Source organism: Paenibacillus sp. An7, from assembly GCF_009870785.1.
Taxonomy (GTDB): domain Bacteria; phylum Bacillota; class Bacilli; order Paenibacillales; family Paenibacillaceae; genus Paenibacillus.
The window spans coordinates 95,678-111,597 of record NZ_WTWX01000011.1; the positions used below are offsets into that span (position 1 = coordinate 95,678).

11 protein-coding genes and 1 pseudogene are annotated in these 15,920 nt (G+C 41.7%); 6 read left to right on the forward strand and 6 right to left on the reverse strand.

Annotated features, from left to right (window positions below; translation table 11 throughout):
- From GQY27_RS22085 to GQY27_RS13985, 3 genes and pseudogenes are all read right to left on the reverse strand, one after another.
- Positions 1-126: pseudogene (locus tag GQY27_RS22085) on the reverse strand (aliphatic sulfonate ABC transporter substrate-binding protein); the annotation flags it as partial.
- A 407-nt stretch (positions 127-533) separates the two neighbouring features.
- Positions 534-3,359 carry a chitinase N-terminal domain-containing protein gene (locus GQY27_RS13980; protein WP_160035403.1) on the reverse strand — a complete coding sequence of 942 codons (2,826 nt, stop codon included), beginning with the start codon at positions 3,357-3,359 and terminating at the stop codon, positions 534-536.
- A gap of 168 nt (positions 3,360-3,527) precedes the next feature.
- Positions 3,528-5,264, reverse strand: a complete 1,737-nt coding sequence (locus GQY27_RS13985; RefSeq protein WP_160035405.1) for an ABC transporter ATP-binding protein — start codon at positions 5,262-5,264, stop codon at positions 3,528-3,530.
- Positions 5,265-5,408: 144 nt separating this feature from the next.
- Here GQY27_RS13985 and GQY27_RS13990 point away from each other — a divergent pair, with 144 nt between their 5' ends.
- The 6 genes from GQY27_RS13990 to GQY27_RS14015 all read left to right on the forward strand — a co-directional run bounded on the left by GQY27_RS13990 (position 5,409) and on the right by GQY27_RS14015 (position 13,214).
- Positions 5,409-6,863 (forward strand): ABC transporter permease, encoded by a 1,455-nt coding sequence (locus GQY27_RS13990; RefSeq protein WP_236570605.1) that lies wholly within the window; start codon positions 5,409-5,411, stop codon positions 6,861-6,863.
- A 13-nt stretch (positions 6,864-6,876) separates the two neighbouring features.
- Positions 6,877-8,394: an ABC transporter permease gene (locus GQY27_RS13995; protein ID WP_160035407.1), complete on the forward strand. Its 1,518-nt coding sequence runs from the start codon at positions 6,877-6,879 to the stop codon at positions 8,392-8,394.
- Positions 8,395-8,440: 46 nt separating this feature from the next.
- A complete protein-coding gene (locus GQY27_RS14000; protein ID WP_160035409.1) occupies positions 8,441-10,261 on the forward strand; it encodes an ABC transporter substrate-binding protein in 1,821 nt (606 codons plus the stop codon).
- Between the two features lie 448 nt (positions 10,262-10,709).
- The gene (locus GQY27_RS14005) at positions 10,710-11,306 is read left to right on the forward strand and encodes a hypothetical protein (RefSeq protein ID WP_160035411.1); all 597 of its coding nucleotides are present in this window, start codon (positions 10,710-10,712) and stop codon (positions 11,304-11,306) included.
- Positions 11,307-11,351: 45 nt separating this feature from the next.
- Positions 11,352-11,975 (forward strand): DedA family protein, encoded by a 624-nt coding sequence (locus tag GQY27_RS14010; RefSeq protein WP_160035413.1) that lies wholly within the window; start codon positions 11,352-11,354, stop codon positions 11,973-11,975.
- Between the two features lie 105 nt (positions 11,976-12,080).
- Positions 12,081-13,214 carry a cytochrome P450 gene (locus GQY27_RS14015; RefSeq protein WP_268893031.1) on the forward strand — a complete coding sequence of 378 codons (1,134 nt, stop codon included), beginning with the start codon at positions 12,081-12,083 and terminating at the stop codon, positions 13,212-13,214.
- A gap of 97 nt (positions 13,215-13,311) precedes the next feature.
- Here the strand turns inward: GQY27_RS14015 and thpD are convergent, their stop codons facing one another.
- The 3 genes from thpD to ectB are packed head-to-tail and all read right to left on the reverse strand — an operon-like array spanning position 13,312 to position 15,916.
- Positions 13,312-14,220 (reverse strand): ectoine hydroxylase, encoded by a 909-nt coding sequence (gene thpD, locus GQY27_RS14020; RefSeq protein WP_160035417.1) that lies wholly within the window; start codon positions 14,218-14,220, stop codon positions 13,312-13,314.
- Positions 14,221-14,233: 13 nt separating this feature from the next.
- Positions 14,234-14,626 carry an ectoine synthase gene (locus GQY27_RS14025; protein ID WP_160035419.1) on the reverse strand — a complete coding sequence of 131 codons (393 nt, stop codon included), beginning with the start codon at positions 14,624-14,626 and terminating at the stop codon, positions 14,234-14,236.
- A gap of 3 nt (positions 14,627-14,629) precedes the next feature.
- Positions 14,630-15,916 (reverse strand): diaminobutyrate--2-oxoglutarate transaminase, encoded by a 1,287-nt coding sequence (ectB, locus tag GQY27_RS14030; RefSeq protein ID WP_160035421.1) that lies wholly within the window; start codon positions 15,914-15,916, stop codon positions 14,630-14,632.
- Between the last annotated feature and the right edge of the window lie 4 nt (positions 15,917-15,920).

A 15,920-nucleotide genomic window follows, 5' to 3' on the forward strand; every position in this document is an offset into this window, starting at 1 on the left:
CTCACCATCTGTTCGACTTTTCGCTATTACCGTCAGTGTGTTCAGCATGATATAAGAATCCCAAGCCCAAGCATCAAAGCTTCCCGATTCGTAAATGGGCTGAGTCTCGTCTACCTGAAGCTGAATAAACTATTATCAGAACGACCGATCTTATGTTCTCCCTGCTCACGTACCGTGTTCAGATTGCACCCCTTATTTAGCTGTTCAATCCGCAGTGTACGGGTTGTCATCAAGAACCCCTAACATGAGTATACGAATTAAACTTACCTGTTTAGTAGGATAAAAGGGTAAAAAAAAGAGAAACATAACGCATATATGTACTATAATGAAAAACACCGAAAAAATAAAAAAGCGTGATATCTCCAGTTGTCTGGTCGATCCGCTATTCTATTGTCATTTCACAAAATGAACATCCTTCATTTTGTCTGATCTGTCGTTTATTTTATCAACAGTAAAAATGGTTGTCAAACCTTTTTTTTACACAAATAAAAGTGCTGATAACCCGATCAGTCATCAGCACTTTTCATTTTATATTATTTTACAACAACGATTACTTTATCTGTTGCCGTTTTTCCTGAATCATTCACAAGCTCTGCATAATACTCATATGTTCCTTGGGAACGATTCGTAATCGCAGACACTGCGCGCTGGGCATTCGGCGTCTGCGCACTTAAAGACTGGGTATCAATAAGCTCGCCATTCTCATATAAACGGTAGGAAGTTGCGTTTGTGCCCCACCATAAATTCATCTCCACCTTGTAATTACCGTCATGATCCCAGTTATCATGAGAAAGTACGGCTTTTCCTGGATTTGCATCCGTTACTACAACGACAACAGAAGTGGACGAACTCGTACCGTAGCTGTTAGTCAGTTCGCTCGTATAAGTATAAGTTCCGTTTGATTTTCCAGTAATCGATGATACTGCAGACTGTCTTTCTGGTGTACGATCACTAATTTTCTGGGTATCGATAAGCGTGCCATTCTCGTATAATTTGTATTCGGTCGCGTTATTTCCCCACCACAAGTTCATCGTAATCTCATAACTTCCATCCTGTAGTCCATTGTCATGTCCGTTATTGCTCGAAAGTACAGCTTGTCCGGGCACACCTTCAGCAAGAACAGGTTCACCCGGTTCTTCAGGCGTTTCAGGCGTTTCAGGTGTTTCAGGATCTGTACTTTCCGCAAGTGTAATATCGCTGAGTCCTCTAGGTTTTAACTGATATACCCCGCGAAAAATAGCAGATACTCCTGTCAGATTCACTTTATCTCCGGCTTTATAAGGAAAGTTGTCCACCGTAATCCCTGTACCAGCATCAATCCTCACATGACTTTTTTGCTCCCCTACGGCATCAAATTCAAAGGATCCTGCAGGAGACGCACTAACCAAGTTTTCAATCGTAACGTTATTCAGTTGTACCAGCTGACCTTGTGTGTCTTCCCCTAAAGAAACCACGGGTTTTGCACTAGGAACATTACCGTCACCTATTTTTTCAATGGATTCAATCTCATCAAGTTCAAGTTCTGTATTATATACGGTTAAAGCTGCCTTAACCCTCACCTTATCCCCGATCTTGAATCCACTTTGCGTTTGATACACATAGATCCCTGCGGTATCATCCTGTAAATAAAATGCTTGTCCCCCAAAGCTACCCGGCTGTGTCGTCACTACGCCTTCGACCATAACCTGAGTTCCCTCGCTTTTCGTTCTCGCTTCACTAATCGTTGACAGTGTAATTTCAGGAGCCTGACCTTCCCCATCAGGAAGCGGCTCTGCAGGAACATTTGCGATCGTAACCGGGTTTGTCAAAAGATTATTACCGTTCAATCTGAGCCTCAAATTCGCTGTTCCGGTTGTACCTGGTTTTATTTGTACAGTAATGTCCTTTGTTGCTATGCCTTTATTATTCGCTGTTAAGCTGAATGTCTGACTATAACCATATGCACTTGGCCAGGACAGGTCTGCATTTTGAATTTTGGCAACTTGTGTTCCGCCTGTCGTATAGATCCCTGCACTATACCCTGATACCGTACTGTTTGGCGCAAGATTATTCACCACTACACGGATTTGGAAAACTTCGCTGTTAGGAAGCTGACTTTGATGCACAAAATTATATTGTGGATTGGAAGGAGCTGCTGCGTTACTTCCGTAAGATCCTGCTTTAAACGTAGATGAATCCCACCATTTATATCCGGCAGCAGGCTGAGACCAGGGTTCGGACTTCGGTTCTGTAGAAGCAGCGGGAACCTCAAACGGCAGCAAGGGTGTCGGCTGATCAAGTGAAAGACCGTCTACTTCCGTAAAATCAGAGTAATCCTCATCTTCGGAAAGCCAGTTTACTAGATTAACTAGGAGAGCCGCATCATCTTGTTCTTTAAAACCATCATACGTCGTTTTTTTACTGCCATTTTCCTCACGAACGTACTTAGGAGTTGCATCCTCGACTGGGGAAGAATCACCGATGAAGGCTGCTTTACCAAGCCCGGCTTTCGATACGGCCACATAAGGACCTTCTTCTATTCCTCCTCCGTTATATACACCTTGGTCAACGGCATTGCCCCAAGCTGCATTTGTCTTTGGTAAATATACAATTCCTTTGGCTTTTGTTGGATCTATAATGGCGAGTGTAGAGCCCGCATGCATGGCAACCTTCGATACTCCTTCGGTTATCCCAAATGATTGACTTGGAGCAACAATATTGTTCGCCGTGATATCACCCAGCGCATTGTAACGGAATCTTACACCAAAGTTATCAGCAAGCCAGTCCGAACTGACAACGCCTTGCATCGCTGCTGAATTTTTCTCTTCTGTACTCATCCCTTTTGCTGGGTCTGTAAAAGCCCCTCTGCGGTATCCATTAATAGACTCAGAACCGTCCCAACGGTTTTTGTTCCGATCTGCATTATAATGATCACCAATGAAAAAGATACTTCCACCTTGATCCACATATTGTTCCATTGCCATTTGTTCGCTTTGTTTAAAGGGTATATTCGGCTCTGCAACGACAAAAACATCATAATCGGAGAGATCTGTCAGCGTAATTGGAGTAGACTTACGGAGTTCTTTTACATAATAACCATCTGAAGCAAGCGCATTGCCGAAATCGGAAAATCCTCCATCAATGACCCAATCCGCCGCTCCTGCCGTTTGTGCATGGGTATTGTCGAACAATACCTTCTTACCCGCATTTTCATTAACTACTTTTGCTTGAATATAGGGTGCGGGATCTTGTGCGCTCTCTGCTTGAGCAGTAGGCGTAATGTCAGCTGACCATCCAGTCTGAACAGACAGTGCTAATGCGGCTGCCACCACATATTTAAAAAAACGACTGCCAAGTTTCTTCTTCCGTAATTTCCCCATCTTTCTCCTCCTATAATGTTAATATTTGTATATACCCTCTTATTCTAGCACCCACACATTAAAAATATTGCTGGATTGTGTAAAATAAAAAACAGAAAGAATAGAGCTCATGCATGCTCATTCCTTCTGCTTTTTTTATTTCTACAACTATTATCCCGTATTAGACTTTTATCCTGTTGGAACTGCAACAAAATGACCTTTCGATACTTCTACGAGTTCCGATTGTAATAGATTATATTTATCAGCGCTTGTTTGTTCTTCTAGTAGTTTGCGAGTTTTCTTGGATTCAATTTTGGGGTCAGGCACCGGAATGGCTGCAAGAAGAGATTTCGTATATTCATGCTGCGGATTAGCATATAGTTCTTCACTTTCGGCAAGTTCCACAATCTTCCCTGCATACATCACTGCCACCCGGTCGCTGATATGTTTAACCATTGACAGATCATGCGCGATGAATAAATAGGTGAGTCCCAGCTTATGCTGCAAATCTTCAAGCAGTTCCACAACTTGTGACTGAATGGATACATCGAGTGCAGATAAGGGTTCATCACATACTAGAAATTTAGGTTCCACAGCTAATGCGCGAGCAATCCCAATACGCTGTCTTTGTCCGCCAGAGAATTCATGAGGATAACGTTCTGCAAAAGAAGGCTCCAGACCTACAAGGTCCAGCAGTTCCTCGACTCGTTTTTTACGAGCCTCTTTACTTCCGCTCATATGATGAACATCCATGGATTCACCAATAATGTCCATGATCTTGAATCTGGGGTTGAGCGAAGCATAGGGATCTTGGAATATCATCTGCATATGTCTGCGCATCATCTTCATTTCTTTTCCATTTAAACGGTGGATCGGCATTCCTTGATATAGTACTTCTCCTGCGGTAGGTTCATGCAGCCGTAAAATGGATCTTCCAGTCGTCGACTTTCCAGAGCCGGATTCACCTACTACGCCAAGCGTTTCCCCAGGGGAGATATGAAAACTGATATTATCTACAGCCTTAACGATCTGTCCTCTGCCCATATTAAAATATTGTTTGAGTCCCGTTACTTCGAGCAGCGGTTCTTTGCTTGTATTAAGAATAAGGGAAGCGGGCTTAGGTTTCTTCTTCTCATCTAGACGAGGGAGTGCATTTAGAAGTTTTTGAGTATAAGGATGCTTTGCTTCCTCGAAAATTTCTTCCGTTGTACCTGTCTCTACTACTTCCCCATTTTTCATGACCACAACGCGATCACACATCCCTGCTACGACTCCAAGATCGTGGGTGATGAGAATGATAGAGGTTCCAAATTTCTCTTGCATATGTTTCATGACATTCAGAATTTGGGCTTGAATCGTTACATCGAGAGCCGTAGTCGGTTCATCAGCAATCAGCAAAGCAGGACGGCACGCAAGCGCAATAGCAATCATCGCACGCTGTCTCATCCCCCCAGAGAATTCATGCGGATACTGATTATACCTCGTCTCACTATCCCTTATACCGACTAACTTCAACATTTCAATCGCTTCTTGCTTCGCTTCTTTCCTTGACAGCTTGCGATGTTTTTTTAAACTTTCAGCAATTTGTTTTCCTACTTTTAAGGTCGGGTTAAGTGAAGTCATCGGATCCTGAAAAATCATTCCTATATCTCTTCCCCGAATGGATTCCATCTCTTTCTCTGTTTTATGAGCTAAATTTTGTCCCATAAATAGTATCTCGCCATCTTTCATCTGAGCAGGAGGTGTGGGAAGCAGTCGCATAATGGAACGGGCCGTCACACTCTTACCGCTCCCTGACTCTCCGACAATGCCAAGTGTCTCTCCTTTTTTCAGCTCAAAACTAACCCCTTTAACGGCTTCAAACTCTCTTTCCTGATTCAAAAAAGATACTCTCAGGTCTTTTACTTGTAAAATACTAGTATCCATTATGTTCACCTACCAACGATGTTTTCTTGAAACTATGTAAAATTTATACTTGGAAAGATTGACTTTTTAAACAGCGGTAAATAAAATATACTATATTGATCGGAATTATGCAATTTCAATCGAAAGGAGGTCAAAACCGTGGAGATTGCGAGAAAAAAACAACCAGATCCTTCAACAGAGCTTTTCCGTTTATCAGGCATCATTAGTGAAACGTACAAGAAGATAAGGGTTCGTCCTGCCTATTCGTTCTTTCTCTTTGTTGTTGGATTTCCGGTTCATTTGTTTGTTTTGTTTTACTATTTAATACATCGTAATCGATCTATTTCCACAGAAGTCAGCACACAAGTGCAACAAGAATTGAGTGAAGCCAATTTCTATAATGAGTTAGTAGAGCGGTACACTTTACAATTAGAACGTAAACATGCCTTTTTCGATCAATCAGGTTCTGCTAAACAAATTCAAGAAACAGCAGAGAAGTGGGCGAACGATGCGCGTCTAGAGAAACAGGAAGAACTTATACGACTCCGCCTTCAGGAACGAGGACTTGAGAAACCTTCCTACGATCAAACTTTTCAAACACTAGTACATAACCCGCTGTTTCTTATCTTATCTTTTCTTCCCGGCATTCTGATGTATATGGTGATTCTGCTTTACAGTAATCCGTATACCAAATATGTCATGGAACGTTTCGTAATGACGATCTTCGTTATTATGGGTGTTGTCGTTATTGTCTTCACTCTTCTTTACATGTCACCTTTTGATCCCGCAGTGAACATTCTTGGGGAAGGGGCAACAAAAGAGCAGGTCGCAAACTTCAACCATATTTATGGACTGGATCAAGGCTATCTTAGCCAGCTGTGGAACAACATGAAAGGGATTGCTCTATTTGATCTCGGAACTTCCTATACAGGGAATGAAGATGTTGCCGCAAGCATTGCACGTAAGTTTCCGGTTACATTGACACTTACGCTTATCTCACTCTTCTTTTCTGTACTTATTGCAATACCTGTCGGTATCATCTCGGCAACAAAACCAAATTCATTTTTTGATTATACGTTTATGTTTATCGCACTGCTCGGACTATCCATTCCGAACTTCTGGCAAGGGCTCATTTTTATTCTGAACTTTTCTATTAAACTGGGCTGGCTGCCCGCCACCTATAGTCCAGAAAATGCGGCTTCCATTATTATGCCGGTCGTTGTACTCGGTACAGGACTTACGGCTGCTGTAGCGCGGATGACGAGATCATCTACCCTCGAAGTCATTCACGAAGATTATATTATTACAGCCAAAGCAAAAGGTCTCAGCCAGCGAGTTGTCCTGTGGAGACACGCAGTAGGCAACGCCATTATTCCTATTATTACGGTGATTGGACTTCAATTCGGCGGGATGCTCGGAGGAGCAGCGGTAACAGAGAAGGTATTCAACATTAGCGGGATTGGAAGTTACATTGTTGATAAACAGTTTATTCCCGATATTCCCGGTATACTGGGCGGTGTTGTATATACGGCGATTACCATCTCCATTGTCAATGTTTTCATCGACATCTTGTATGCCTTTTTCGATCCTCGAATCAGGTCCAAGATGAAACAATATTAAAGCAGGTGCTGACATGTCTACTCTTACTGAACAAAAGACTCCTAGAATCGAAAAGAGTCAGCGATTAAAATGGTCACCCGAGTATATGCAGTCTCAATTTATATGGGTTGTCTCTTTATTGACAACTTTGGTTTTCCTTGGAAGCAGTTATGATTTTGCAAACCGAACCACTAAGCCTGCTCTATTCGCTGTATTTACCGTCTATGCGCTGTTTACGTTGATTCAAGTTCTGATTACTTGGTTTATTCGGCGGGATGTACTGAATTATGGCGAGATTAGATCTGCGACAAGACGGCTCGGTTATGTGCAAGTGTTGTCGATCGTCACCGGTAATCTCTTTACTGCGATTTTTGGCTTACATTTTATTAAAAAGAGAACAACAAACGAGTATACACTCGCGATCTACTTACTTGTAACCCAGATTTGTGTCATCGCTGTATCCTCACTAAACTTGTTTAAACCTTATGTGACGGATACCTTTTTACCATCTATGTTTGTTTTAGTCGGCATTACCTTGTTTTATTTAATCACCTTAGTCCTTGTGGCTATGTATGTAGACCGCCGTCAGGCTCCTAAATGGATGATCTACATAGCGATTCCGCTGATGCTGACAAGTATTACAGGAAACCTGTTTGCTTTATTACTTGGTCTTGACTTGATCTTCAAAATAAGGCAAACCCTGAAACCAGGGTCTGGGAACTGGGAACGGATCTGGAACAAAATCACACGCAATTACAGTTCCATGTTCGGACTTTTTTTCATCGTATTCATGTTCGCCATATCCGTATCCAGCTACTTTACGTTTGACTACGATATGGCAGTTCAAAATAACTACAGTGCGATCCTTCAGACGCCGAATCTTGCTTACCCGCTGGGTACAGATCATTTTGGGCGTGATCTATTTTCTCGTATTGTATTTGGAGCAAGGATCTCCCTCGTCGTTGGATTTATCTCTACCATAATTCCGGTTATTATAGGCGGAATACTCGGGGCTTTTGCCGGTTACTATGGGCGCTACACCGACAACATCATCATGCGACTGCTGGATGTGCTGTATGCCATCCCAGGTATCCTGCTTGCGATTGCGATCATTGCAGCATTTGGCGCAAATACAACGAATCTTATTCTTGCACTCAGTGTTGGCTCTATTCCTACTTATGCGAGAACGATGCGAGCAAATGTCCTCATGGTTTCCAATTATGAATACGTTGATGCGGCTCGGGCTTTTGGATCAAGTAATCTATCCATTATTTTCAGACATATCGTACCGAATTCCTTTGCACCGATGATTGTCAAATCAACCTTAACTATTGGCGGAGCCGTTATTGCGACCAGCAGTCTGAGTTATTTGGGGCTTGGCGTTGAACCGCATATTCCTGAATGGGGGAATATCCTCAAAGTCGGCAGCACTTATCTGGAATCGCATTCCTACCTGGCAATCTACCCAGGTCTTGCAATTGTCGCACTTGTATTATCTTTTAACTTTTTAGGTGATGGACTTCGAGATGCACTCGATCCAAAGATTGATTAATTCACAAAATACAACTTGATAACAACAAACTTAAGGAGGGTTTTACTTGAAAAAAGCACTTTTACCCCTATTGCTTGTCCTCATCCTGGTTATATCCGGCTGCAATGTGAATACGAAATCTGATGTTGCAGGAGAAAGTGAACCTGCTGAGAATACGACTGCCACTGATCTTGAGCCTGTCGATATTGAACTGTTAGCCATGAGCAGTAACGAATCTGATGTAAATATTATTCGAGATCAACTTATTAAAAACGGTTTTAATGTAAAACTGAATCTCCAGCCGGATTACGGCAGTTTTAAAGCACAAGAAGATGCTGGCAACTATGATATTTCTCTCTCAGGCTGGACTACTGTAACGGGTAACCCGGACTATGCGGTCCGTTCTCTTTTCAAAACGGGCGGTGATTACAGTAAACTAGCTGATCCTGAGGTCGACAAACTCATCGACCAGGCTGCGACTGAAACTCCTGAAGAGTATACAGAAACGTATAAAAAGCTTGAAGACTATCTTGTTTTTGATAAAGCTTATATCGCTCCGCTTTATATTTCTCTAAAAAGCCAAGGATTTAACAAAGATGAGCTGAATCCAGATACAATTCGCTTGTCTAAATCTCGCTCCCAGGTATGGGAATCTATAGAGTTTAACGATGCTTCCAAAAATACGACGGAACCGCTTCTTCTGACGCAGGCAGCTTCGACTCTAACTTCACTCGATCCGATTAAAGGGAATGATGGATCGATCAACGCGATCAATACCAATATGTATGTTCGTCTTGTTAATCTAACGGATGATGACCAGATTACTTCTGATGGATCTCTTTCATTGAATCATACTATTGCAGATGGCAATTCAGACTATTACTTTGTTCTGCGTGACGACATAAACTTTGCGAAAATTACGAATAAAAAAGCGGAAGATTCCGGTGAACGTGTTGGTGCTGAGGATGTCATCTTCTCTCTAAACCGCGCTAAAGATCAAAATTCGGTACCAGATCACCGTACCTACTCCTTGCATGAACATATTAAAGATGCAGAAATCGTTACGGATCTCAGCTCACTCGAATCCATCAAACAAGCGGGTTCGGGAAATCCCATTATTGATGTGCTGAATCAAGATTTAGATCAAGGAATTACACAGCTCGTTAGTGACAAGACACAAGCAGATCATAAATCAGGTAAATATCAAGTTGTGAAAGTCACAACAACCGAACCTTTCCCGCAAGTACTCAACTATTTGGCTCACCAGTCTGCTGGAATCGTGTCTAAAAAACAGGTAGAGAGCATTAATACGTATGATGTAGCAAACTTTGACGTGAATAAAGATATCCCTTACGGAGATCAAAATACAGTAACGGAAGGAAGTTCTTACAACAATACGCTGTATGCAAGCGGTCCTTACATTTTGTCTTCCAAAAATGATTATGAAGCTGTATTTTATAAAAACCCTGGTTATATGACGGGTACAGAAAATGAACCGAAGATTTCTGAGATTAAAGTAAAATTCATTAAAGATGCTGACAATGCTTTATCTGCCCTGCGCAGCGGAGAAATTCATATGTACTACGGTGTTCCTGAAACCAAATATGATTTGGTTAAACAAGACAGTAAACTCCAATTACAGACCCTTGAAAGCAATGGAGTCAGCTATTTATTGTTTAATACAAAAGGCCGAGGTGTCGCTGAAAGCGAAGATTTAAGAAAAGCCGTGCTATACTCCATTAATCAAGATGAAATTTTGTCATTCTACAATAATAATAAATTCAAAGCAGTATCCACGGTTAGTCCCATCGTTAAAACGGGGAATGAGCTCGTAGCCGATCCCGCAAAAGTAAAAGAATATCTAGCTAAGTATCAGGAAAGCAAATAACACCTGTATTTTACTAAACGTTTAACTAAAGGAATCCTGTTCATTATTATAGATGAATTCCACATCATTCACCGGTTCAGTAGCTGCGTCTTCCGTTGTTGACATAAGTCAATCACGGGAGGCGCATTTTTTGATAAGAAAATAGTACTAGTAATATTTCAATAAAGTAATTATTATGGATTGATGAAAAGATACCCTCCTTTTGCTGAAAAATGTAAATTCCTGCCCAGCATATGATTGTTAACATTCACGTATACATGGTAGTAAGACTCAAAGCGATAATGATTACAGAATTTGGAATAAAAACACAATCTTGTTACCTTCCTAGTCCTAAGACCAGGTTTCATATAGACTATAGTCAAGATGTAGATTACTACCCTAGCATGTTTTATTTAGTTAGTTAGCAAGCTAGAATAAGGTAACGTTGTTTTTGGAGGGGAAAAGAAACATGTCAGCGAATAGAGTTGTATATATCGTTCTGACTTCAACAGGTACGTATTTATCGAAACTGATACAATTTTATACGAAAGCGTCACTCAATCATGCATCCATTGCATTTGACCGAGAGCTAAAAGAGGTATATAGTTTTGGACGTAAAAATGCAGCGAATCCTTTCCTGGCAGGACTTGTCCGGGAAGATTACAGCTCCCCCTTTTTTCATTCATCTCACTGCGCTATATACACTTTAACTGTGACCTCTGAACAATATAATCAGATGCACCATCTCGTTCGGGACATGATGAAGAGACAGCATACATATAAATATCATCTTCTTGGCCTGATTGGGGTTATGCTCAACGTTGAACTCCGCAGGGAGAATGCTTATTTTTGCTCCCAATTTGTCTCTACTGTTCTAGGACACGGAGGAGCTCTGCCGGTACGTAAACCGGCCCATCTCGTTACACCCGGTGATTTTGAGAAAACAGAAATCTTGAAAGAAGAGTATCGAGGCAGTTTATGGGATTATACATGCAAGTCCAGTGAACGATCTGTTCGAACAAAGACAACATCTATGGATCGAGTAAAGGCGCATATTATTTCATAGCCTTGTTGTATATTGCAATATGGGCGGATAGGATGTTTAATTACGATGGTTTATGATTTTTTACTAGAATTTATTGATCATTTTGGATACATTGCTTTGTTTTTAGTACTGTGTTTGGGACTGATCGGTCTTCCCATTCCTAATGAGGTTGTTCTCATGACGGCGGGTACATTATCGGCTGCAGGAATTCTCTACTACCCTTTCGCTTATCTTGCCGTAAGCCTTGGAATCTGCTCAGCCATGACCTTCAGTTATGTGGTAGGTCGTTTTTTTATCAAAACAAGATTATTCCGAAATATGCAGAAGTCACCCAAAACCGAGCATTATTTTACAATCTCGGAGAAATGGTTCGATAAATACGGTGGTTATGCCATTGGGATGAGTCTGTGTTTACCTTTTCTTCGGCATATAACGATGTACGTTGCAGGAATGAACAAGATGTCTTATCGAAAATTTGCTCTATACGCCTACCCTTCTGCTTTTTTATGGACACTGGTCTACTTTCTATTAGGGATTATCGTGAAAGATCAGATTATAGAAATTGGTACGATGATTGAGCATTATGGAACGATTCTTGTTGTTGTCCTCATTGTATGCTTATTACTTTATTTACTATACCGATCATCTCGCAGCAAACAGCATCATAAAACCATTTCTGGGAGGAAATAACGCTCGAAAAATTCCAGTCAAGATCTCACTGAACAGGAGATTACCGCTTTTTTCAATGCCTATGACCCATTAATCCATCAAGATCCGTACCCTTTTTACACGAAAATGCTTCAAGATCATCCGGCTTATTATATGAAAGAGCGAAACACTTGGATTATCTCAAAACATGAACATGTCCAGTTCATTTTAAAAAGTCCTGCTTTTATTCGGGAGCGAAGCAGGCTTGAAACAGAACCGGCGGTTATGGATTCTAGGTGGCGAAATATAAATGAGCTGGTGCAAGACTGGATGTTATTCCGTGATCCTCCGACCCATACCCGGCTTCGGAGTCACGTTGCTTACGCATTTACTCCAAAGACACTGGAACAGAGCAAACCTCGAATTCGATCTATAGCTGAAAACTTGGCAGCAGATATGCTGAAAGAAACGAATCCCGAGGTCATTCATGATTTTGCTTTTCCTCTTCCCGTAATGGTCATTGCAGATATGCTGGGTGTTCCGCAGGAAGATCGAAATATTTTCAAAAGATGGTCCAATTCTTTAGCAAGACTCCTTGACGTTACCTTCTTATCTGAAGAACAGCTTGATGAAGGCGATCTTGCTGCGGCAGAAATTCGAGACTATTTCCGTCAACAGGTAAGAGCGCGCGAGCGAAATCCAAAAGAAGATATCATAAGCGAACTCATTCATGTGGAAAATAAAGAGCACTTGTTGTCCGAAGAGGAACTCATCAATAACTGTATTTTACTTCTCGTGGCTGGTCATGAAACAACGGTCAATCTGATCGGTAACGGAATGACACTCTTGATCGAACACCCTGAATCTTACAAACTTTTGCACAATCAACCAGAGCTGATTCCATCTGCGGTAGAAGAAATGTTAAGGTATGAAAGTCCTGTCCAGTTTACCAATCGAACAGCTGGTGAAGACATTCTGCTTGGCGATACGCTAATTAGACGGGGACAAGAAGTATTCGTATCCCTAGGTGCAGCTAACCGAGATCCTGCCGTTTTTAGAGATCCGAATCATTTCGATATTGCGCGAAAGAAAAATCGGCATCTCTCGTTCGCCGCTGGACCCCATTTCTGTATTGGTGCTCCACTGGCAAGACTCGAAGCAATCACAGCTTTTCAGGTATTGTTGAAACAGTGCCCTGCTCTTAGGTTCTCCGGGCCTAAGCCAATATGGCGAAATCAAATTTTGTTCCGCGGACTTGAAGCACTTCATGTGAAACTGTAATCATAAAAAGCTGAAAGCCTATTTCATAAAGGCTCTCAGCTTTTTTAGTTTTTTGAAAACAACGATTACTTTAAGCGATGATCAAGAATATTGTATATTATTTAGTTTCACGGTTAGCGATATAGCTTGGTCTTGCCTGTTGACCAGAATATGGCTGAACTAACTTGTTCTCAATACTGTTATATACCATAAAAATGTTGCTACGAGGCATTGGCGTAATATTGCTATTCGAACCATGCATAATGTTGCAATCGAATATTACGATCGAACCTGCCCTACCGACAGGTGTATCAATTCCGCCTTGCTTTACCATACGAGTCAGGTTATCATGGTCAGGGACTCCATATTCTTGCTTACGCAAGGAATCTTTGAAATGATTGTCTGGTGTCTTACCTACACAAGCCACGAACTCTTTATGTGATCCAGGGACAACCATAAGAGGACCATTGAAATGAAAGTTATCTTCGAGTGCAATAGAACAGCTTAATGCTCGCATTCGAGGCATACCGTCCTCCACATGCCATGTTTCAAAATCTGAATGCCAGTAAAATTCTTTGCCCGTAAAACCCGGCTTATAATTAATACGCGATTGATGGATATACGTCTTGCTTCCAAGCAAATATTCCACGATATTAAGTAGTTTTGGGTCCTGAGATAGCTTCTGAAATACGGGCCTAGTCTCATGTATAGCAAAAACAGATCGCACTTCGCTGCCTTCAGGTTCCCGAATGATCTGTTCGCTCTCCGATTCCCTGGCTGTAACCTGCAAATCTCGTGCTTCCTTCTGATAGTAGTTTAGTTCTTCCTGATTTAAAAAACCTTCTAGAAACAAGTATCCATGATGATCATAGAAATCGGATTGTTCTTTCGTTACGGGTGAACTCGTATTCCATTCAGAGTGAACAACGGGGTCCTGTCTCTTCAAAATTCGAGGCTCTGCATGGATTCTTGAAGGATAGACGTCTATCTCTTTTTCTTGCAGTGTGGATATATGATTTTTACTCATCACGATCTCTCCTTTACTTCGAAATTTGGGAAAGTAGCGGGTACGTTCCTTCTTCATCATGAACTTCCGCACCTGTTAGTGGCGGATTAAACACACAGATCATTCGCATTTGAGACCGAGCCCTCAAATAATGCTTTTCATGTCCATCAAGGGCATACATCATTCCCGGAGATATTTGATATGTTTTTCCGCCGACAATTTCGATCTCACCTTCTCCTTCAATACAATACACAGCTTCAACATGGTTTTTGTACCAGATTAGTGTTTCAGTGCCCGCTTTAATAAGTGTGTCATTCAAGGAGAAACCCATCTCATCTTTGGTTAGGAGCAATCTTCTCGAGTTCCATGTCGCGGTGTCGATGTCATCCTTCGTATGAATTATCTCTTCTAAATGTTTAACAATCATGATTTATCTCTCCTCTGCAGATAGTTGTTTTAGACTACGTTCCAGTATTTTCAATCCATCTTCTAGTGTCTCGATTTCAATAGTCAGTGGTGGCATGATCTTCACTACTTCACTATGTGGACCTGATGTTTCCATAATCAGCCCGTGATCGAAAGCGATTTCAGAGAGTCTTCCAGCAAGTTCCTGTCTTTCAAATGCAAAACCCTGTATTAAACCTCTGCCTCGAGTTTCACCACGAAACTCCGGATATCTCGATGGAATATCCTCCAGAACGCTGTGAATAATCTTCGCTCTAATCTCTACATCAAGCTGGAATTCTTTCGTCTTCCAATAATTAAGTGCTTCGGTAGCAGCAATAAACCCTAAATTATTACCTCGGAAAGTTCCATTATGCTCGCCTGGTTCCCACACATCGATTTCTGGTTTCAATAATGTAATCGCCATCGGAAGCCCAAAGCCACCAATAGATTTCGAGAGACATATAATATCCGGCTCAATACCAGCATCATCAAAGCTGAAGAACGGTCCTGTTCTACCACAGCCCATCTGAACATCATCAAGAATGAGCAAAATATCTCTTTCCTTACAAAGCTCCTCAAGACCCTTCAACCACTCTCGGCTCGCAGAATTCAGACCTCCCTCGCCTTGCAGAGCTTCTACAATGACAGCTGCTGGAATAGGCACACCGCTTCCAGGATCATCAAGCAGTTTCTTGATATAGGCGAGTGTATCTACATCCTCTCCATAGTAGCCGTCATAGGGCATAAATACAGAGTGAGTAAGAGCTATACCCGCTCCTTCCCGTTTGAAGGAGTTTCCTGTCACAGCAAGCGATCCAAGCGTCATGCCGTGAAACGCATTGGTAAACGAAAGAATAGTGGAACGCCCTGTTACCTTTCTTGCTATTTTCAGCGCAGCTTCTACAGCATTCGTCCCCGTTGGTCCTGGGAACATCACCTTATGATTCCAGCCACGCGGCTTCAGGATCACCTCCTGAAATTGAGTTAGAAATGTTTCTTTCGCATTTGTTGCCATATCAAGACTATGTGTAATACCATCTTGCATCATATAGTCAATCAGCTTTCCACGAATCTTCTCGTTATTGTGGCCGTAGTTCAAAGCCCCTGCACCTGCAAAGAAATCAATATATTTATTTCCGTTTCGATCCCACAACTGCGCATTTTTTGCTTTCTCAAAAACCGTCTGAAAGCTCCTGCAATAACTTCTAACTTCAGATTCAAGATCGTTAAACACAGTAAGTTGTGGAAATTCTAAAAGTTGATTGTTCATAATA